Origin of the sequence: Paenibacillus pseudetheri (assembly GCF_924513355.1) — a bacterium.
GTDB lineage: Bacteria > Bacillota > Bacilli > Paenibacillales > Paenibacillaceae > Paenibacillus_AQ > Paenibacillus_AQ pseudetheri.
The window spans coordinates 49163-70941 of the sequence record NZ_CAKMAB010000028.1; the positions used below are offsets into that span (position 1 = coordinate 49163).

Genomic DNA, 21779 nt, shown 5'->3' on the forward strand with positions numbered 1-21779 from the left:
AGTAAGTCACATCTGGAAGGAATACGAGGAGGGATTAATAATGAAGAAGATGGTTTCCGTAGTAATGACTGCTATACTTTTTGCAATACCAGTCACCCCTGCTTTTGCTCTAACGAATAATGATACTGTAAAAGAAAAGGCACAGAAGCTGGCTTCGAAGATCGTGTCCGATTATGGTGCAAGTGGATTGCAGTATGCAATTATGGATCATGGATCCATTGTTTTATCGGATAGCGCTGGTGTCTACGATAAAGCGACCAAGAGTCCGATAACCAAAGAGACGATGTTTGGAATAGGCTCAGTAAGTAAAACGTATGTGTCTGCTGCAACGATGATGCTAGCTGATTCTAATCAAGTTGATATTGATCAACCACTGACCACGTACATTAAGGACTTTAAAATGGCAGATGAACGATATAAAGAGATTACGCCACGCATGTTGATGAATCATTCTTCAGGAATTTACGGTAGTCACTATGGGAATAGTTTTTTGTTTGATGATAATGATACGAAAAATCATGATGAATTATTGGTCAAATTACAATCAGATAACTTAAAGTCAAACCCCGGCGAATTTTCGGTATATTGTAATGATGGCTTCCAACTACTTGAAATCTTGGTTGAAAGAGTGAGCGGTTTAAGTTACAGCGAATTTCTTGAAACCCATATTAGCAAGCCTCTTCAATTAACCTCTACCCAAACACCACGTGATTCGTTTGATAGAGACAGACTCACAAAAACTTATTTTCCCGGGATCGATCAAGCTTTACCCACCGAGAATGCCAATCTCATTGGGACAGGAGGCATCTACTCCACGGCCGAAGAAGTAAGTAAGTTTGCTGAAGTATTAATCGGGAATCGAACGGATATTTTATCTGAGAAGTCAGCAATGGCTATGCAAAGTCATGAGTATAGAAAGGGTGTGTGGGTTTCTGAAGAGACAAACACCATTAATTATGGCCTGGGTTGGGATGCCGTCCGTTTAGCCCCATTTAGTGATTACGGAATCACCGCATTATTCAAAGGTGGAGATACGTATATGTATCACGCTGCTTTGACTACCCTACCCGAACATGACATTTCTATAGCTGTACTTTCATCGGGAGGGAGTGGTATTTACAATAGTATATTTGCATCTAATATTTTATTAGAATATATAAGAGCCAAAGGCATCATTAAAGAAATCCTTCCTAAAAAAACATTTGAACCTCCATTGAAAGTGGACATGCCATCCGATTTGCTTGCTTACTCTGGATTATACGGTACCGTAGGTAAAACGGTAAATCTGGAGATAAAGAACGGAGAGATTGATTTACCCGATCTAGGATTTGGATCGATACCGCCTCAAAAATATGTATATACGGGCAATGGACAATTTAAAAACAACGATGGGAATGCAACCATAAGCTTTGACCAACCGAAGAATGGCAAAACCTATTTAAAACTTAACGCTTATACGGATACTCCAGGATTAGGTCAAACAGTTGCGGTAACCTACGAATATCAAAAATTAGATTCCAATCCTCTAAATCAGTCAACTAAAACGATATGGGAACATCGAAATGAAAAAAACTACTACTCTTTGGATGAAAAGATAACTTCAATGTTGTATTTGAGCAAAACGCTTTTGGCCAAAAGTATATCCGTTGATATCAATCATGGATACGCATCCGGCACTAAAATTGTTGACGAGAATAAAGCAGTAAATGTAATTGAGATTCCTACTTTGAACGGAAGAGATGCTTTCGATTTGAATTTCTATAATGAGAACCATAAAGAGTATTTAAAGATCAACGGACAATCCTATATAAGTGAAGATGCTATTCAACCCATTTATGAAGGGAACGACTCGTTTTGCAGAATACCATCGGGTGGTCAGGCTGTATGGTATAAAATTGATGATCAATCAGCCAATCGTGTCATGAACGTTGAAACTCCAGTAAGTGGAGGCTTTGCCGTTTATGACGCGGATGGAATCGTTGTGAACTTTTCAAAGGCAACGAGCAATCATTCGGTAGTTCTACCTGAAGGCGGGATGATTGTTTTTGGTGGTAATGAGGGCGATATATTTAAAATTAATTTGATGAATAAATAGACGACTCAACTTTGTAAAACAACAATTAGGAAGATGATTACAAACTTACAATATTAATTGAGAAGAGGAATGCCTTATGAAAATACGTAGTCGAATTACATTTGCAAGTCTGGCCCTTTTAATAACTGGAAGTTCCCTGCTATACACATCGCCAAGCTCAATTGTAAAAGCAGAACCCACTCAAAATGTATCTAGTTCGTTAAAAACAACAACCACTCAACGAGATCATAATTCCGTCAAGCAAGCAATGCGGGATACATTGCAGCTTGGATTCCCGGGGATACTTGCTAAAACTTCTGAGGGTGGAAAAACATGGGGTTATGCCGCTGGGGTAGCGAATCTGAGCACCAAGAAACCAATGGAAACAGATTTTCGCTTTCGCATTGGTAGCGTGACGAAGACGTTCACCGCAACGGTTGTACTTCAATTAGCTGGAGAGAACCGCTTGAATCTAGATGACTCCATCGAAAAATGGCTGCCTGGTGTCATTCAAGGAAACGGATACAATGGTAAACAGATTACCATCCGGCAGATATTGAACCATACAAGTGGTATCGCTGAATACTCAAGGTCAAAAGACGCTGATTTTATGGATACAAAAAAATCGTATACGGCTGATGAAATAGTGAAGATGGGGATTTCTCTGCCCCCAGACTTTGTCCCAGGAAAGGGCTGGTCTTATTCAAACACGGGATACGTATTACTGGGTATTCTTATTGAAAAAGTAACCGGAAACAGCTACGCGGAAGAGATTGAAAATCGGATTATTGAACCGCTTGAATTGTCGGATACATTCCTACCTGGCAATTCAAGCGTTATTCCAGGCACCAAGCATGCTCGGGGATATTCCCAACCAGACGAAGCAAGTGAGATTAAAGACGTTACTTATTATAATCCAAGTGCAGGTAGCTCGGCTGGAGATATGATTTCTACTGCTGATAACTTAAATAAATTCTTCTCTTCCTTGCTCGGTGGCAAATTACTCAAGAAACAGCAACTAAAACAAATGCTTACTACAGTTCCTACGGGAAGAGCAGGAATCGATGGATATGGTCTTGGAATCTTTGAAACTAAGCTTCCAAACGGTGTCTCGATATGGGGACACACAGGTGGCATTCTAGGGTTTTCTACGATTGTGGGAGGTACACTTGGAGGCAATCATACGTTGGTCGTCAGTTTGAACAGTTTGGGTAGAGATAACAGTCCTAATCCGTTTAAAAGTATTTTACTTGCTGAATTTAGCAAGTAGGAAAAAATGGAAAATGGAAAATACGGATAAATTTTGTGATCATTTTTTCAGTTAAATATATACCTTTCTGGTCCAAAATCCCCAACTTACTTTTAATAATAATCTTTGGGCTTTTGGATTAGGACGGCAACTTTTTTGAACTTTCCCCTCTCAGAACGCCCAGAAAATCTGCGCAATATAAGGGGGTTGGTCCCTTATTTGAAGATTATGATAATTTATTAACAGCTATATCAGTAATCAAAGGAGAGTTAAATTATGGATGAAATTATGAATGATTATCTAATGAAAATTGAAACTCATTTGAAATCGATGACCGATTCCGAGCGTATTGACATTTTAAAAGAAATCAAAAGTGTAATACTTGAATTGCAAAATAATGGTGTATCTACTGAGCAAATCATCGAACGGTTAGGAAACCCAAAAGAATTAGCGAAAGTATACTTAGGTAAAGCCATTTCAATGAACAGTAAATTTAGTTGGCGTAAATTTGGTGCAATATTTGCTCTTTGTAACAGTTTTGTAGGTGTCAGTGGTATCTTACTCTTGCCATTCATCAGTACTCTTTCCATTGCTTTAATGATTGGTGGAGTTATTACGCCGATAGGCGGAATTCTTAAATTTGTCGGACAACATATGGGATTTGATATTGGGGGAATAACAATCGAAATGGGAGCATTTACACCAAGCCCAATGTATTCCTTGCCAATTTCTATTGTGATTGGAGTGTTAATGTTTTGGTTTGGGAAAGTCTTATGGAAGCTTACTATTAAATATATTCAGGCAATTAGTCAGAAAAAGAAATTAATATAATGAACGGGGCGCGACGGTCATTCATAGACCAACTGTGCCCCGATTTCTGGCTGGCCTATTTTTTAGGCATATATCGTCAATCGCAATCGAAACAATCGAAAGGCACACCGTAGTCATCGGAGTTAGCTGCTGAGGTCCTTAGGCTAGGTGATGAACTAGTCGGAAGACTGTGTGGGGAAATAATTCATCATATTACACTGAGAGGGTACTTCCAGCCTATACTAATTTCATTGACGGAGGATTTTCTAATGTGTAAAAAAAGAGTTTCAAAAGTGCTCGCTGTAACGCTAAGCACGTCTCTAGCTGTGACTTACTTAATTGCTTTGGTCGGAGGGTATAGTGTCAGTGCGGAACAGCTCCCTCTTAAGGGGCAAATAATCACAGCAATTCAGACTGCAGCTGTTCCTGCTGCTCCAAGCGGTCCGGTTGACCCCAAAGAAGTGGAGGCCTTCGCGGACAATTACTTTGGGAAAAGCCTGAAGAAGTTCAATGTTCCGGGTGCTATGTTCGTCGTCGTTCATGACGGACAAGTGGTTTTATCCAAAGGATACGGGTATGCAAACAAAGAAAGCAAAACCCCAGTTGATTCCAATACCGTTTTTCGCATCGGTTCCATTTCTAAGACGCTTACAGCTGCGGCGGTGCTGCAGCTTGCAGACCAAGGGAAGATCAAGCTGGATCAGGACATCCAATCATATCTCGGAGGTATCACAATACCAAATTCGACAGGTAAACTGCTAACTTTGGAAAATATGCTGACCCACATGACTGGGTTCGATTTCCCATATGAAAAAGACGATGACGCCTCGCTCGATCTTCTCAATCAAGAGAATTCTCTTCGAGATTTCTTATTGGATCGAATGCCAACCGTCGTCCGGACGCCGGGGGAAGCCTACCAGTATGACGATTATGCTTTTGCTTTGGCGGGATATGCCGTGGAACAAGTTACCGGGCTCCCTTTTCATGAATACATGGATAAAAACATCTTTCAACCACTCGGCATGAATTCTTCCCATGATCTTGTAACCCCAGAGCTTAAAGCCCGAATGGCTGCAGCTTACGATCCGGAAGGCACGCCATATCCGGAGTATGGCCTTTATCCTACGGATATGCCTCAGGGCGGAATGTTGTCCACCGGAAGCGATATGGCTAAATTCATGATCATGCTTCTACAAAAAGGAAAGGCCGGAGATCGGCAAATGTTAAGTGAACAAAGTGTTCAACGAATGAGCAAGTTTTCCGTTTTCGCTCATCCGGCCATACCTATTACAAGCTATGGATTTGAAAGCATTTTCAATGAACTGTCGAATGGTCAGTATGTCGTCAGCAAAGGTGGGAACATCCCCGGACATGCCTCTTTTACGTGGCTACTGCCTGAGCGCAAAACGGGAATGTTCGTCATTTATAATAATGATTCCGAATTGCGCTCGGATTTGTATGCTGCTTTTATGGACCATTATTATCCGAAGAGCACTGAGATGCCTGAATCGGTATCACCTCTGACAGAACAGCAAGCCGCGCGTTATGTCGGATTATACAAAGACCTGCATACCCCGTCATTTGTGACTAGAATTGCGTACAATAACGGACAACTTGTAGCGGAAGACAGATACAAATTGGGGAATGGCAAGACTACTTTGAAAAAGATAGATCCCTTGTTGTTTATGGATGACCACGGGAAGAAAATAGCATTTCTTGAACAAAAGGATGGAGGTATTGCTTATATGTATAGACCCTCCAAGTCACCGATAGCCTATTCGCCCAAAATACAGGAAAAAGCGTTGTTTTCGGATGTCTCGAAAGAAAGCCCCTACCAACCGTCTATAGAAAAGCTCCATTCGCTTGATATCATTAATGGAAGAGATGGGCGCAGCTTTGACCCCAAGGCGTCCGTGACCCGTGCGGAATTCATCACAATGCTGCTGCATGCTTTCGGCTATCCGCCCTCCAAATCGAAATCCGGTTATACGGATATCGAACACCATTTTGCCTTCAAAGAGATACAGGCAGCGGTCGAGCAGCGTTGGTTGGGGGAGGAGACCGGAGGCCGATTTGAACCGGATCGCACGATAACTCGGGAAGAAATGGCCGTCATCTTAACGCGCATTCCTCTTCCATGGCCGCTTGGCGATGAGGTCCGATTGGCAGGGAAAACCGATGAATCGGCTATCAAGGCCGTAAGCAAGCTTGTTGCTGCCGGAGTTACGGATCCAGTCACAATAACCAATTCTGACGGTTCAGTCGATTTCCGCTCCAAAGAACCTTTGCTTCGCCAAGAAGCCTCCTATTTCATTGACAAGATTCTATTTGTTCCTTAATCGCTTATCGGTCGTTACAGCCGCATTCGCACCGCGACGGAATCTCCAACCATGACTACCTTGTTGTTTCTTTCCAGTTTTATTTTCACTACCTTTGCGCTTAGCACATTCTAATCGTGAGGGATGGGACACTATTGTTCAACAAAATATCGACAGGCTATAATCTATGGTTCCTTATTTTATTATTTGGTCGATCTAAACCTTTACTTTCCTTAAACGGCAACAAATTTTTTTTAGAAAAAGCTTAAAAATGAATGTAAATATGGGGCAATAGAAGGCGATTGAAAGAATCTGCCTACGATATTGCCCCTTTACAATGATTTAGGATATAATTACCTCATTACAAAACACATTCATTTTCTCCGCTGTCTTATATTCAGCTGGAGAAGGAGCTGTTGTCTTAATTGACAACTTATAGAATATGCCTTGAGGTTGAAAAAGTATGGCCATTTTTTTGGGTTATTCCTTTTTTTTCATTTCAAGGCTTTTTTTATGTCCAAAAACATGAAAAGGGGGAGATAGAGATGGACGTCTATGACAATGATTGGATTAAGATCGATGAAGTGGTTTAGGTAACTACATAAAAAAAACGCCCCGGAAACTTTCCCCGGGGCTTAACTACTATTCCTCGAATAACTCATCCATTAAACTATCGATTTCCTCTTTTTGGGAAACCGTAGCCTCAATATCGAATTTAGTTTAGAGTATGAATCCCAAAAGTAAAGATCCAGGGAAAGGCTATAAGATTGGCCTTTTGGTTTCTTTTTAAGGTTGCGATAGCGGTATGCCACACCATGAAGCTCCTCCTTTCATAGATTTCATTGTTCCAGGTATTGTCTTTGGAGAACGATTAGACTATCAAAGGTTTCTTTACTGACCGAATAAAATAAATAGTTTCCCTTACGTTCCAACTTGGTGAATCCAGCCTCAGTAAGCTGCTTCAATTGTTTAGAAACCGCGGCCTCTGAGATCCCCAATAATGGCGCAAGTTGCTTTGTACAGTGAGGACCTTTCCAGAGGATTTTCAGCATACGCATTCTTGTATCATCACTTAAGGCTGGGCACCTACTCGATTTGGAAGATCTAAGAGCGGGATCCAACCATCTGATAATTCTCCTAAAGTGTGGATGTTCTCTTGGAGTGTAAGGGGCATTGCTTTCTTGAGATCAAGCGCCTACTGCAATCGTTTCGGATGGTGCTCCGGTTGATAGAAGACATGTAGACTACATAATAATTCGTGAAAAGGGCTGACGATCGTTTTGATTTTTCTATTTAATGTTGGGAGTGAGCTCATCTCGTTCCTTTCCGATTAACCGTTTAGTTAATCAAAAACCACTTTCGAGTAAAGTGTTCAAAGTTATAGGTTGAACGGTCGATGTTGTCAAATGTTTTTTCACAGAAAAAAAGTGAGAGAAGTCCCTGTGCATTTAGCACGGATCTTTCTCTCACTTATAGAGTATTTTTAATAGCATTGTGAAGTAGAGTTATCTTCCACCTCTAGGCATCATGGAGTTATCAACAAATACATCTTTAACAGAATAGGTGTAGCAATGGCGAGGTACGGGTACACAGTGGTGACGTCTTACAATTTCAACTGGATGAATCACATTTACTACTTGTGGGTGGAAGTGATCTTGATAAACCACCTTTGGTGGGTCAGTAACCGTTTGGGCTGGGCATTTTGGACATTCAGACATTTCCTTCAGCTCCTTTTGTGTGTGGACTTACCGTATTATACGCACAGAACAAAAGCCTGCTTGGTTGTTTGTCTATTGTTTTAAAAATGGGTATTTGCTTAACGCTTGTAAATTTCACGCATAACATGACGAAGTTCCGGGATAATTAACCGTTCCATAGCCAGTTTTACTGCTCCAGTAGAGCCAGGCATAGAAAAGATAGCGGTCTTTCCCATAGTGCCGGCGATGGCTCGACTCAGAATAGCGGCCGAACCGATGTCCTCAGTGAAGCTTAACATCCGAAAAATCTCACCGAAGCCAGGTAATGTTTTATCTAGCAAAGAGGCAACAGCTTCATAGGTCGTATCCCGTGGGGAAATCCCTGTTCCACCAGTCAGGAGTACAGCTTCTATTCCGGCATGGTCGACACATTTATACAATAGCTCACGAATATCCTGATAATTATCTTTAATAATGGTGCTGCCTATTACTTCATACCCGGCTTCTTCGAGCATAGATTTAATCAAAGCTCCTCCGGTATCTGTTTCAGTAGTTCTGGTGTCCGAGACAGTAATGATATAGCAGGAAACGGTTTGAGGCGCTTCTTTCCGATGTTCTTCAACAGATGACAAATGGCTCAACTCCTAAATTATAGATGTTATCATGATAGGGTATGGCTGAAGTAAAGACAAGCTGTCTTATATTCACAGAATGTAGCTGAAATTATGGGTGCCGCTTGCGTGCTTCGCGTGCATGTAGTACACTCGCTACACATAACCGTAATTTGCTTGGGAGCGATGAAACATGGAACAGGTCGTACCTGTGTATATATTGTCAGGATTTCTGGGAAGCGGCAAAACAACATTGCTGCAGCGTCTCCTAGATCATTGGAAAAATCAGGGTTTACGCCCAGCTGTAGTGATGAATGAGCTTGGGGAAGTGAATCTGGATGGATTGCTTGTTGAGCAAACTGTCCCTATGGCTGAACTACTTGGTGGATGTATTTGCTGTTCTATCCGAAGTGATCTCAGTACAGAGCTGGCAACACTGATCAAGAAGGAGTCTCCGGATGTCGTAGTGATTGAGGCAACAGGCGCTGCGAATCCGCTGGAAATTGTGGACGGCGTAACTGAGATTTCGTTATATCAAAAAGTAGAACTGAAAAGCTTGATCACTGTCGTTGACGCCGCACATCTTCTTGAGCTGTTTCGCGCACAGCAGGGTGCGACTTATCGTTTGATGCAGGAGCAGATTCGCTGCGCTTCTGTTTTGTTATTAAATAAAGTCGACCGTGTAACCGCTGAAGAGGCGGAAGAGGTTACCGCTGTATTGCGGAAATGGAATGCTTATGCACCTATTCTGCCAACTGTGCGTTGTGAGGTGGAAACGGAGGAACTGCTGCGTGATGCAGGTGGAGTTCTTACGGATAAACAGCTGGAAGAAGTTGAGGACGCGAACGAAAGCTTCTCGTATGATGAAGATGAACACACCACTGGTGGCACACATACTACCCACGATCATGTTATGGCGTACACACATTATTTTAAACGTCCAGTAAACAGTGAAGAATTCGAACAGTTCGTTAAAGAATTGCCGCGTGATGTTTATAGAGCTAAAGGTATTGTGACCTTTAATGACACCTCCAGCCGGTTTCTTTTCCAATATGCCTATCGTGAAGCTGATTTTATGAAAATCACACCACAGGGCGAAGTGCCTGACGTAGCCGTATTTATCGGTGAACATTTCTCATCAAATGAACTACGCACTAGGTTACTGGAGATGGAGGGACGTACCTTCGTTCGTCCTAGTACAGTTAAGAGAAGTCTATAATCAGATCTCCTTGTTGTCAGAAGTTGTAATGGTTCATTCCTAATCTTGTAGGTTAATAGTATCGCATACCCTATAAAAATACAGGAGGTTTAAGGCTATGACCCGAATTCAATATCAGGAGTGCATTGACGCTTGTTTAGAAAGTATGAATGCCTGTAATTATAGCTATGTCTCAAGCCTAAAAGAATATGATCTTGCTTCTCTGCGTGAAAGCATGCGGCTAGATCGTGAATGTGCGGATATTTGTTCTTATGCCGTACAAGCGATGACTCGCCAAAGTCCGTTTGTAGCCGGAATTCTCCGACTCTGTGCTGAAATTTGTGAAGCCTGTGCTGATGAAAGCAGTAAGCATATACATACACATTGTCAGGAATGTATTGATGCCTGCCGTAGATGTGCTGAGGCGTGCCGTTTGATTAGCGATGCGGTTGAAGTATACGCGTAAGGTTGTATACCCAAACTAACTATATAATAAGCAAATGACCAGACCATTGCTGTGGATGTACAGCATGGTCTGTTTTTCTTTTTAGCACTAGGCTAGATTTAATTTTGTTTCTAGAAGAGGAAATATGTAGGGAACTGGAGAATTAACAGTAGATGTGTAGCGAACATAAACTTCTCCGGATCATCTGGATGATAGCAGTTTATTATAGCTCTGGCAGGCCGAACAGAAGTGGAGGGGAAAGATGAAGCATACACAAGTACCAGAGAGTGAACAATCCAAGGAGTTATTTGCGTATTTTGGACTAGCAGTTTATTATGGTCAAGCCCTGGAACAGCAGTTGACCAATTTGTTATTGCTTACCAAATTATCACAAGGGAAGACGCCCACTGAAGCAGATCTGACTGATTTGTATCAGCGAAAACTCAGCAATTCACTCGGTCAACTCATCAAAGAAATCCAGCATCACTTTCCTTTCTCAGAGCAAGAAACCGCTCAGCTGGAAGAAGTGTGGAAACAGCGTAACCATATCGTTCACGATTATTTCAAAGAACGGATACAAGAGACGTTCACCCCTGCTGGAAGGGCAAAAATGATCGAGGAGTTGAAACGATTCAAAAATAAAGCTAGAAGGCTAGAGATCAAATTACAAGGCTATTGTACAGAAATGTTCACGAAACTGGGGTTAGAAGAGGAGACTTTACATTAATAACCCTTTTAATCCGCAGTCCTCTACAACCTCCGGTCTAAAATGAATCTTAGAAGCTCTAACGCAGCGTGACAGTGCAGATAGAGCTTCGCCTAATGCCGGAAGCATCTCTGGCGTTAGGCGCTCACCCGGTTCCCACCACCAATTCATAATGTTCAAGGTTTGGCTCTTCTTATCCATCACCGGTTCAAATCTCGCAATAAAACGATCATTATATAATAAGGGCAGTACATAATAACCATACTCCCGTTCCAAGGCTGGTTTATAGACTTCCCAGCGGTAATGAAATCCAAATAATTGTCGGATCAGTTCTCGATCCCATATCAAGTTATCCAGTGGAGCCAAAACAGCCGCAAACGAATAACTTGAATGACTCTCTGCATCTTCAGACTCCTGCTGTATTACAGCTTCTAGAGTTAGAGCGTCCATGCTACGGATGTAGAGTGGAAGCTTAATACCCTCCACTAGAACTTCTCTGAGACTGTCCGCCATTAACAGTCTTTGAATCGCTGCAGTACGTTCCTTGCTCTTTAGATCAGAAATCCCAAGCCATCCGTCGCCAGATTTATTCCATAACAGTCCGATGCTACCTATTCTACGCAGCACATACCAATCATGAAATTGTTCATCAGTGGGGTTAGGGTCTTCAGTGTTTAAAAGATTATGTGGAAGCAGACGTTCAGTAAAATCGTAATACCGACGGGTATGAACACGATGATGAACGACTACTTCCCCCCAAAAGTACATACTTTCCAAAGCGGCCCTTGTTAATCTAGCCGGAGCCCAAGCCCAATCCACCTTATCCTTACCGTCTAGATCCAGAGAGGAAAGGGGACCACGCTTTAATAGCTCCTCACGAACCTGCTCTACAGTGACCATTACAGGCTCATTGGCCTGATGGTACGATGCTGATGCATCTCTTCTACGTTTAAAGTAAGGCCAGTCCTCTGTACAATAAATGGACATGTTCTTGTCCCAGCCATCTACTAGAAGTCTGTCTTGGTACAGAAGCTCTTGGGCTTGTTCAGGTGTGAACCCGGGAACTCGTGATTGTAGGACAAGCTCATGGTTATGCCCTGCGATGTTGAGTGGATCATATTGAATACAACCTACATGACGGACATAATCATAAATGCTAAGTTTACCGGCAGGGAGAGCGCCCTTAGTTAACTTTTGGTGAGCCAGGAGAAAAAGTCGAGCTTGCTTCTTAGTTACAGTGTATGTATGCATCATTTGCCTCCTTCACTTATATGTATTATTCTTCATTTTACAGAACAAATGTTCTAATATCAAGTATAGAAAAACCCTGAATCACAGGATGTGACTCAGGGGATCGATTACATCTTCTCTAACGATGGTTGCAAGCTGCCTAACGAAGATCGGGAGGGCGCACCATTATCATTGTCGATACTGTTAGAACCAGCGCCTACTTGTAGCTGGTACATCCGTAAGTATCTACCGCCGAGTGCCATCAGCTCATCGTGGCTACCGCGTTCTACGATTTCTCCGTGATGCAGAACAAGAATCTGATCTGCACTGCGAATCGTGGATAGACGGTGCGCGATGATGAATGTGGTACGTCCTTTTTTGAGGACTTCAAGTGCATCTTGGATGACGCTTTCTGTCTCCGTATCGATATTGGAGGTAGCTTCATCAAGAATCAGAATAGCCGGGTCGAAGGAGAGCGCTCTGGCAAAAGAAATCAATTGCCGCTGACCTGCTGATAAGGTGCTCCCTTTTTCAATAACGGGTTCATCAAAACCTTGAGGAAGGTGGGCCAGCAATTTATCTGCTCCGACTTCCCGTAAAGCCCGTTCAACCCGTTCGCGTGAGATTCGTTCATCCCCCAGGCTGACATTGGAAGCAATAGTGCCAGTGAAGAGGTAAGGGTCTTGAAGAACAATCCCCATGTGATTGCGTAGCCATTGCTTAGGAATATCTGTAACCTTCTGGCCATCAATCGTGATCTCACCTTTTTGTGGATCATAGAACCGGAATAACAAGTTGATAATCGAGCTTTTTCCGGAACCGGTGTGACCTACTAGAGCAACAGTTTCGCCCGGGCGTGCTTCAAAGGAAATATCGCGAAGGACGAAGTCTTTTTTATAAGCAAAAGATACGTTCTTAAACTCCACTTTTCCTTTATAGCGCGGCATAGAACCATCGGTAACATTCTCCCCAGGCTCATCCATAAGTGTAAAGACACGACCCGCAGAGACCATAGAAGTGTCGAGGTTTGCGAGCTGATTCACCATACCTGTAATCGGTTGGAACAAACGTCCAAGCACATCGACGAAGGCGTACAGAACACCTAAAGATACAAATGTAGAACCCGTAATACTGCCATTTCCGAAATACCAAAGCACCATCACAAAAGAGAGACTGCGTAGAGAGTTCACCAGGTTGTGGGAGGTGAAGGCATTCAGATTCAGCATTTTATTCTGATATTTCAAGTAGTCATCGTTCAGATGTTCAAATTCTTCACCAAGCTGCTTCTGACGGCGGAATATACGAACAATAGACATTCCTTGAATCGATTCATTAATGATAGCGTTGATCTCACTCAGACGTGAGCGGATGATTGTATTGTATTTTGTAGCGATTTTGCGATAGAGCACGATCCAAAGAATAAGAATCGGGATGATGAACAAGCTGATCAGACCTAGTCGAACATCGAGCAAGAACAAGGCGATGTATACACCAGTAATATTAATAATACCAGTACTGAAATTAGAGAGGACGGCAATAAATAGATCTTTAATCGCTTCGGTATCATTAGTTACGCGTGACACGACCTTACCTGCTGGCAAGTTGTCAAAAAAGTAAACCGGAAGTCGTTGGATATGCGAATACACATCTGTTCGTAGTTTTCGGATTACCTGATTCGCCGAAGATTGCAGCCAATAGGTTTTACCGAATTCAGCAAAGATCGAGATGACCAGGAAGATAGCGTACAAACCGACCAGCTGATAAATACCAGGGAGCTCAGGTTTGTAAAAATCAAACAGCTCATCTGCTGAAAGTTTAACCGCAGGATAAATGACTTCATCCTGGCCGCGCGTGATATGCATTTCACCATTACTGAACTTTCGCTCACCATCGGACTGTGTTACGGCTTCATTGATAAAGTAGAAGCTTCGTCCCGATTGAAGAATGCGAATTTCTTGACCCTTAGCTTCCCCGGGTTCAAACCGGTCTCCGCGTTTATAATAAGCGTTGTTGTATTGAACCGCCTCTTCTGGTGATGTAGTACTAAAATAAGGCTTTTCGATGGCCAACATATGATTGTCAATCATGCTTTTGGCGATAAATGGACCTGCCAGCTCTGCCGCTACCCCGATGGAGAGGAGTAGAAGAGCTGCGATAAAGGTTTTTTTTGCAGTCAATGCGTATTCAAGCAGGCGTTTGCCTGTACTCTTTGTCAACGGTGACACCTCCTAAAAGTTTTGCTTAGTCATAGCTAGTATGTCTTTAATCATTGGATAAATTATTCTCTACTTGCTGCCGGTCATACTGCTCGCGGTACCAGCCGTTCATATCCAATAGCTCCTGATGCGTACCACGTTCCACGATATGTCCGTTATCAAGTACGATGATCATGTCGGCATGTTGAACAGCAGAGAGGCGGTGCGTAGAGATCAATGTAGTCTTTCCCGCACGCTCTTGGCGAATATTCTCAATGATCTGAGCTTCAGTACGAGCGTCAACAGCGGATAAGGCATCGTCCAGAATCAGTACATCTGGATTTGCAATAAAGGCTCTGGATAAGGATACACGTTGTTTTTGTCCACCGGATAAGGATACTCCACGTTCACCAACCAACGTATCTAGACCATCGGATAAAGTTCCTAAGTCATTTTGGAAGGCGGCAGCTGTGATAGCTTTCATGATCGTATCGTCATCCGCGTTGTCTAGACCAAATTGAATATTCTGACGTACTGATTTGGAGAAAAGGATCTGTTCTTGAGGAACATAACCCATCCAGCTGTGCAGTTGATCCAATGAAATCTGTTGAATAGGAACACCAGAGATAAGAATTTCACCATTGCCTGTCGGATATTCACGGAGCAGCTGTTTGAGGAGCGTTGATTTACCGCTTCCCGTACGACCGACTACACCTAGTGTTTGCCCTTGGTTCAAGGTCAGACTAACATTGGTTAGATTGTCAATCGTCGATGAGGGATAACGGAAGGTCACATCGTTAAGTTCAATTCGGGTAGGATTAGCAACTTGAACCGGATTGGCAGCACTCTGAACATCCGCTTTGGAGTTTAGCGTCTCATCAATACGTTCGAGAGAAGCGCCACCACGTTGCATGATGTTAATAAGCTCTCCAATAGCGAACATCGGCCAAACGATCATTCCGAGGTACATATTAAAGGAGACAAGATCACCTAGGGTGATCTGATTACGGAACACAAGATAAATTCCATAGGTAAGACCGATGATGTAGCTGAGCCCTACGCAGAACCGAATCGTCGGTTCGAAGAAGGCATCGACACGGGCGACGGCCATGTTCTTGTTGTATACATCTTCTGTAATATCCGAGAATCGCTTCTCATCAAGTCTTTCTTGTACATAGGCACGGATAACTCGCACACCTGAGACAGATTCGAGAACCTGATCATTCATATCTCCGAACGCATCTTGTGCTAAGCTGTAACGATCATGGATCGCTTTACCATAAAAAATCATAGCTATTGCAATTAGTGGTAATGGTAAGACAGCTGCAAGAGTCAGCTTCCAGCTGACAAGAAAACCCATCGCGAATAGTACGACAGTAAGGTAAATTGTAGAATCCACCAGGGTGAGCATTCCGAATCCAACGGTAGCTGAGACAGCTCTGATATCATTGGTTGCCCGCGCCATCAGGTCGCCGGTTCTATTGCGTTCGAAAAACGACGGGGTCATGGTCATCAAATGATTCATAAATCTCGAGCGCAGCAGGCGCTCTACGAGGTTAGAGCCTCCGAATAATTTGTGCATCCATATGTAGGTAATCCAATAAATGACTAGCAGCAAAATGAGGATCATACCGATATACTTGGTTAACGATGCTGTAGTAATAGAACCGCGTACTATGTCGTCAATGGCATTGCCTAGCAGACGTGGGGGGAATAATTCAAGAACACCTACACCAATAAGTAAGATAAGGCCAATCAGGTAACGCCTTTTTTCTCGGCGAAAGAACCAGCCGAGATTACGGAGAACGGAGAACAAGTAAATCCCTTCCTTTCGAGTTAAAGTACTAGCTGTGATGTTGGAAAAAAGCGCAAGTGGTTATCTCAACAGCCAAGAAAAAACGACGTTGTCGTCCTTCAAAGATGACAACCGACAAAAAAGGCATATCATCCGAAAACGGACGATATGCCTGTAATTTACAGCTATCATGCGCACGGTGCTATACAGCACCAGGCATGTGAGAGACCTTCAAGAACTAAAGTTATGCGATCAATTACACTCGCAAGGAACTTCAGGATGGTTTCACCACTTGGGCTGCTTCGGTATTCGGTTGATTGGAAATTCCAACAATAGTAATTTGATATGGCTGTAACTTCGTAAACACCGCGCTCACCCCTTTCATTGATTTAATAATAACTTTTGGTAATAACTAGTAGACGGTAAGTTATGTTCAGAGTTTATCACTCGCTTCGCAAAGTTGTCAAATTAATTTTTGAAGAGCTTGGGAAAACATTAATTGTATAAAGGTGTTTGAATATCGATTCATTTTCAGTATGATTAGACTATACAAAGGAGCTGAGAGAGATGAACATGGAAATTAGTCAAGCAGCGGCAGCTTGGTTTAAAAGAGAACTGGATCTTAAGAATGGAGACTGTATTCGTTTATTTCCCCGCTATAGCTCGGGAGGTGGACTTCACCCTGGTTTCTCACTGGGTATCGGGACGGAGGCACCTGGACGTCCGGCAATACAAGTTGAACAAGAAGGTATTGTGTTCTACATGGAAGAGCAGGACTTATGGTATATGGAAGGCTACGGCTTAACTATTGTGTATTCTGAGGCAGAGGATGACATTGAATATAAGTATGAAGCCAAATCGGTGCCTGGCGGAGTACAGGTTTAAATGTCTTAATTTTGTTTTTTTACTAATGTGAAAAGCCCTTGCCAAAAGGCAGGGGCTCTTTCTACGTTGATATAATCAGTGCGAATTGCGAAACGTTTCTTCCTCCATAGCAAAATCGAAATCGTCAATGTCGTATACTTGAACAGGGACGCCACCTTCAATAATGCGTTGAATCAGCTCAAATTGATCGGTAAGAATAGGCACCTTTTCACGTTGAGAGGACAATAGAAGCTCCGTTTCGATAGGATCGAACGTTTCGCCGTAGACAGCGGTATCCATGCTGTTAATGATGGTAATCTTGGATTGTCCGCCGAGCAGAATACCAGAGCTTTTTGCCCAAGGAACGGCCAAACAGCGGTTAATTTTTTTAGCATTCAGCGGCTCTTCGAAATATGCTATGAGCTCACCAATCTTGAGTTTAACATGCTTGTCATCATCTGGACGGTTCATTAACGGATCATCACTGTCCCTCAGTTCGTATAATTCCATCACGGTCGTATAAGGCACTATATATTCTACAGGGCTGCTCGATATGAGAAGCTGGCCGTAAATCGCCATCATGACGGCTTCCGTCACAAATTGTCTAGACATCTTTATCCTCCTGAAGTTCGGGTACTGCTATCGTACTTATGGACTTAAAAATATAAAAACACTGTAGAGCGCAAAAGTCAACTGTACTTAGCAACTCAGTAAAGAGAAAGGACAGAATATCCCTGTGAAGCAATGGAAATCATATTTTACTTTTGTACGTCCTTACATGAAATGGATTGTGTTTACGCTCTTTATAGGTATGATCAAGTTCAGCATCCCGTTGACACTGCCTATGATTCTGAAATACGTAGTCGATGATCTGCTGATGAACCCTGCGATGAGTATTGAGGAGCGGGTATCGCAATTGATGCTCATCCTCGGAGGCGCTTTTGTTTTATTCGTAATTGTAAGGGGACCGGTGGAGTATTACCGGCAGTATTTTGCCCAGCTGATCACAAGTAAGATATTGTTCGATATACGGAATAAGCTATACAGTCACTTACAGCGGTTGTCGCTGCGGTATTATCAGAATACAAAAGTGGGCGAAGCGATTTCGAGATTTATAAATGACGTGGAACAGACCAAAAATTTAGTAGAAGTCGGAATGATGAATGTATGGTTGGATTTATTTACGTTAGTGTTTGCGCTTGGTTTTATGTTTTATTTGAATCCAGTGCTGGCGTTAGTATCTATCGCTGTACTTCCGTTTTACGCCTTCGCGGTAAGTAAACTATATAAACGACTTAAGGTGTTAACCAAAGACCGTTCACAGGCTTTGGCTGGCATTCAAGGCTACCTTCATGAACGGATTCAAGGCATTTCGATCATCCGCAGCTTCACCATGGAAAAAGTGGACCAAAAGCAGTTCGAAGATATCAACGGTAACTTTCTCAAAAAAGCAATGGCTCAAACCCGTTGGAATGCGATTACCTTCGCGATTATTAACACACTAACGGATATTGCACCACTGCTAGTCATCGGATACGGTGGATATCAAGTGATTCATGGCAATTTGACAGTGGGAACCTTTGTTGCTTTCTTCGGCTACTTGGACCGGATGTATGCGCCGCTGCGTCGATTGATTAATTCCTCGACAGTGCTCACACAAGCCTCGGCTTCCCTTGAACGGGTGCTTGAGCTGCTAGAAGAGCCTTATGATATCGTGGATAAACCAGGAGCAAGACCTCTGACGAATGCACGTGGTGAAATTGATTTTCATAATGTTTGGTTCAAATACAACGAAGAGAATGATTGGGTACTGAAGGATATCAATTTAAGTATCAAACCTGGACAGACGGTTGCTTTTGTCGGAATGAGTGGTGGTGGGAAGTCCTCTCTTATAAGCTTGATCCCGCGATTCTATGATATCAGCAAAGGCAGCCTTCAGATGGATGGTCAGGATGTACAAGGTTTGACGCAGGAGAGTTTGCGAAGAGCCGTTGGGATGGTGCTTCAAGATAATTTCTTATTTAGTGGGTCTGTACGAGATAACATCTTGTTCGGCAATCCTAATGCTACAGAGGAACAAGTCCTCTCGGCGGCGAAAGCTGCCAATGCGCATGATTTTATTGAGCAGCTGCCGTTAGGCTATGATACAGAAGTGGGAGAACGTGGAGTGAAGCTGTCTGGTGGACAAAAGCAACGGGTAGCCATAGCAAGGGTGTTTCTTAAAGACCCGAAGGTTCTTATCTTAGACGAAGCTACGTCAGCGCTGGATCTGGAATCAGAGCACTTAATTCAACAAGCGCTGCAATCCCTCTCGTCGGAACGTACTACACTAATTGTTGCGCATAGACTGTCTACCATTACACATGCTGATCAGATCGTGGTGCTTGAGAACGGTGAAATCACAGAACGTGGTACACATGAAGAACTGATGGGACTAGACGGAAGTTATGCGAGATTGTTTAACGTACAGCATTTGGATACATGATAAGATATAACATTATAATAAATTACTTAGGTGGTCTTCTCGGGAGAGAGGGCCATTTTTTTAAATCCATTTGAGTCTTTTTGAATATCACGTGCGTCTAAAAAATATAAGCAACATGAAAGGTAGTGAGAATTTGAATACAACAGAGCTGGAGGAAAAGGCGATAGCGGGTGATGAAGACAGCTTTACTGCATTGATAGATGGGATGCAAGAGCGTCTTTACCGTATGGCGTACTCCTATGTGAGGAATAAGGATGATGCGCTGGAAATTGTGCAGGAGACCGTCTATAAAGCGTACATCTCTATTCATAAACTGCAGCAACCTCAATATTTTAAAACTTGGCTTACTAAAATAGCTGTCAATTGTGCCTTGGATTTTATCCGGAAATCTAAAAAAATCGTGTATATGGAGAAAAATCCGGAAGGCAGCTACACATCAGAACCCATAGAGGATGTCATTGATCTGCAGGAGGCGTTAAGAGTCCTTGATAAAAGATCAAGAATGATCATTGTAATGAGATATTTTGAAGACTTACCTATTAAAGATATTGCGGGGGTATTGGAAATGCCAGAGAGTTCTGTTAAAACCGTCATCTATCGGGGTTTAGGGAAATTGAAAATAAATATGAAGGGAAGTGAGTACTTTGGATAATCAACTTGAACGGTTACAGAAAGCATACAACGATATTGAAATCCCTGAAGAGCTATCACAAGCTTCTCGTAAAGGGATTGAAAGAGGAAAACTTCATAAACAACAGAAAAGAGGAATAAAAATGAGTGGATTAAAATGGACAGGATCAGTTGCAGCAGCAGTTATTATTTCTTTTACAGTAGGTGTAAATACGGTGCCAGCCTTCGCTGATAGTATGAATGATGTGCCAGTTCTCGGTAAGCTGGTAAGTGTATTGAAATTTACGGATGGAAGTGCAGGAGGCGGTACGATTCAGGATGGAGTAGACGTTAATTTCATTTCGTTGAAACATCAGAAGAACAGTGATCAAATGATTTTGAACTTCGCAAATTCGGAAAATACACAAGACCTTGCAAGCTCTTATAACGTAAAATTCACAGACAATCCTTCTACAATGACCGTAACCGTGAATGGGGCGAGAAATTTCTCAGCAATTAAAGATCTAGAGACATTAAAACAAAGCAAGTATGTTCAGGATGCTTATCGTTTAATTACTTTGGATGACTCAGCCATACGTTTCAATGTTACCTTCAAAGAGCCAGTCGCTTATGAGGTGAAGGAATATAAGGAGCCAGCACAGGTGGCAATTACATTAAAGGATAAGAAGGGGGATGTGGGGGAAGACACTTCAATATATTCGCTTAGAACGGTCTCAGAACCTTCCGGCGAGAGTCAAGGCATGGCTGAAGAGATGTTATTCGGGTTAGAGAACGTGCGCGTATTAAAGGATCAGAAGGGATTATTCCTAGTGGAAGCTGGGTATTTCAATACGGAAGCAGAAGCTTTGGCCCAACTGAAAAAAATTCAAACAGAGCATGGGGTTGGTGATCTTTTGTTTGTAGAAAAACGATCGTCTCAGGAAATTCCACAGTCCATTTCTCAGGCTGAATAAAAATAAAGTAGAGCAGCAATTCTCTCGATAGTGGAGATTGCTGCTCTATTTTTGTTTGAATGGTTGCTCACCGGTTACATTTTGCCAATCAAGAGCGACAATATACCGGCTGCGATAAGCGGTCCTACTGGGACACCCTTGAACAATGCAACGCCAATCACTGTTCCGATCAGGAGCCCCGCAACAACTGTGGGCTGGTTGGTCATAAGGATGGCTCCGCGCCCACCAAGATAAGCGACGAGAATGCCGATCGCAATCGCAAGAAGAGACTTCCAGTGGAGGAAGGACTGACCGACCATCTGTAGCGATATTTTACCGCTGGCCAAAGGTGTCATAACCCCGATCGTAAGAATGATAATCCCGATGGTTAAACCATATTTCTCAAGCCAAGGGAAGGTCTGCTGCAGGCCAAGAACTCTTAGCAGTAGTAGGACGACCATTGCTATTGTTACAGGGGAATTACTGCTTATAATACCGAGCGCAGCAAGACCAAGCAAAAGCAAAGAGGTCATGTCCATC

18 protein-coding genes are annotated in these 21779 nt (G+C 42.7%); 11 read left to right on the forward strand and 7 right to left on the reverse strand.

What is annotated here, in order from left to right:
• The first annotated feature begins 40 nt into the window (after positions 1-40).
• From L1028_RS21265 to L1028_RS21280, 4 genes are all read left to right on the forward strand, one after another.
• Positions 41-2095, forward strand: a complete 2055-nt coding sequence (locus L1028_RS21265; RefSeq protein WP_234539333.1) for a serine hydrolase domain-containing protein — start codon at positions 41-43, stop codon at positions 2093-2095.
• Between the two features lie 76 nt (positions 2096-2171).
• Positions 2172-3344 carry a serine hydrolase domain-containing protein gene (locus tag L1028_RS21270; RefSeq protein WP_234539336.1) on the forward strand — a complete coding sequence of 391 codons (1173 nt, stop codon included), beginning with the start codon at positions 2172-2174 and terminating at the stop codon, positions 3342-3344.
• Between the two features lie 255 nt (positions 3345-3599).
• On the forward strand, positions 3600-4154 hold the full coding sequence (locus L1028_RS21275) for a DUF1700 domain-containing protein (protein WP_234539339.1): 555 nt from the start codon (positions 3600-3602) through the stop codon (positions 4152-4154).
• A gap of 248 nt (positions 4155-4402) precedes the next feature.
• Positions 4403-6472, forward strand: a complete 2070-nt coding sequence (locus tag L1028_RS21280; RefSeq protein WP_234539341.1) for a serine hydrolase domain-containing protein — start codon at positions 4403-4405, stop codon at positions 6470-6472.
• A gap of 818 nt (positions 6473-7290) precedes the next feature.
• Here L1028_RS21280 and L1028_RS21285 read toward each other — a convergent pair.
• The gene (locus tag L1028_RS21285; RefSeq protein ID WP_279306895.1) at positions 7291-7572 is read right to left on the reverse strand and encodes an ArsR/SmtB family transcription factor; all 282 of its coding nucleotides are present in this window, start codon (positions 7570-7572) and stop codon (positions 7291-7293) included.
• A gap of 695 nt (positions 7573-8267) precedes the next feature.
• Positions 8268-8780 (reverse strand): MogA/MoaB family molybdenum cofactor biosynthesis protein, encoded by a 513-nt coding sequence (locus L1028_RS21290; RefSeq protein WP_234539343.1) that lies wholly within the window; start codon positions 8778-8780, stop codon positions 8268-8270.
• A 172-nt stretch (positions 8781-8952) separates the two neighbouring features.
• Here L1028_RS21290 and L1028_RS21295 point away from each other — a divergent pair, with 172 nt between their 5' ends.
• From L1028_RS21295 to L1028_RS21305, 3 genes are all read left to right on the forward strand, one after another.
• Positions 8953-9978, forward strand: coding sequence for a CobW family GTP-binding protein (locus L1028_RS21295; protein WP_234539345.1), 1026 nt, complete (start codon positions 8953-8955; stop codon positions 9976-9978).
• Between the two features lie 97 nt (positions 9979-10075).
• Positions 10076-10423, forward strand: coding sequence for a four-helix bundle copper-binding protein (locus tag L1028_RS21300; protein ID WP_042128424.1), 348 nt, complete (start codon positions 10076-10078; stop codon positions 10421-10423).
• A gap of 241 nt (positions 10424-10664) precedes the next feature.
• Complete coding sequence (locus tag L1028_RS21305; protein WP_042188942.1) at positions 10665-11129, forward strand: hypothetical protein; 465 nt, start codon at positions 10665-10667, stop codon at positions 11127-11129.
• Here the strand turns inward: L1028_RS21305 and L1028_RS21310 are convergent.
• The 3 genes from L1028_RS21310 to L1028_RS21320 form a co-directional block, all read right to left on the reverse strand.
• Positions 11121-12362: a winged helix-turn-helix domain-containing protein gene (locus L1028_RS21310; protein ID WP_234539347.1), complete on the reverse strand. Its 1242-nt coding sequence runs from the start codon at positions 12360-12362 to the stop codon at positions 11121-11123. The genes L1028_RS21305 and L1028_RS21310 overlap by 9 nt on opposite strands.
• Positions 12363-12466: 104 nt before the next feature.
• Positions 12467-14554 (reverse strand): ABC transporter ATP-binding protein, encoded by a 2088-nt coding sequence (locus L1028_RS21315; protein WP_234539349.1) that lies wholly within the window; start codon positions 14552-14554, stop codon positions 12467-12469.
• A gap of 46 nt (positions 14555-14600) precedes the next feature.
• A complete protein-coding gene (locus L1028_RS21320) occupies positions 14601-16349 on the reverse strand; it encodes an ABC transporter ATP-binding protein (protein ID WP_234539352.1) in 1749 nt (582 codons plus the stop codon).
• 546 nt (positions 16350-16895) lie between these two features.
• Here L1028_RS21320 and L1028_RS21325 point away from each other — a divergent pair.
• Positions 16896-17213, forward strand: coding sequence for a HesB/YadR/YfhF family protein (locus L1028_RS21325; RefSeq protein ID WP_234539355.1), 318 nt, complete (start codon positions 16896-16898; stop codon positions 17211-17213).
• A gap of 75 nt (positions 17214-17288) precedes the next feature.
• Here L1028_RS21325 and L1028_RS21330 read toward each other — a convergent pair whose 3' ends face one another.
• Positions 17289-17804: a hypothetical protein gene (locus L1028_RS21330; RefSeq protein WP_042128412.1), complete on the reverse strand. Its 516-nt coding sequence runs from the start codon at positions 17802-17804 to the stop codon at positions 17289-17291.
• 124 nt (positions 17805-17928) lie between these two features.
• On the opposite strand from L1028_RS21330, the gene L1028_RS21335 reads away from it, so the two are divergent.
• From L1028_RS21335 to L1028_RS21345, 3 genes are all read left to right on the forward strand, one after another.
• Entirely contained in the window at positions 17929-19677 is a 1749-nt protein-coding gene (locus L1028_RS21335) for an ABC transporter ATP-binding protein (RefSeq protein WP_279306896.1), read from the forward strand.
• A gap of 133 nt (positions 19678-19810) precedes the next feature.
• Positions 19811-20329 (forward strand): sigma-70 family RNA polymerase sigma factor, encoded by a 519-nt coding sequence (locus L1028_RS21340; RefSeq protein ID WP_234539360.1) that lies wholly within the window; start codon positions 19811-19813, stop codon positions 20327-20329.
• Positions 20322-21260, forward strand: a complete 939-nt coding sequence (locus L1028_RS21345; protein ID WP_234539363.1) for a DUF4179 domain-containing protein — start codon at positions 20322-20324, stop codon at positions 21258-21260. The genes L1028_RS21340 and L1028_RS21345 overlap by 8 nt, the downstream gene beginning before the upstream one ends.
• A gap of 74 nt (positions 21261-21334) precedes the next feature.
• On the opposite strand, the gene L1028_RS21350 is transcribed toward L1028_RS21345, so the two are convergent.
• A complete protein-coding gene (locus L1028_RS21350; RefSeq protein WP_042188929.1) occupies positions 21335-21778 on the reverse strand; it encodes a DUF441 domain-containing protein in 444 nt (147 codons plus the stop codon).
• Position 21779: the final 1 nt, after the last annotated feature.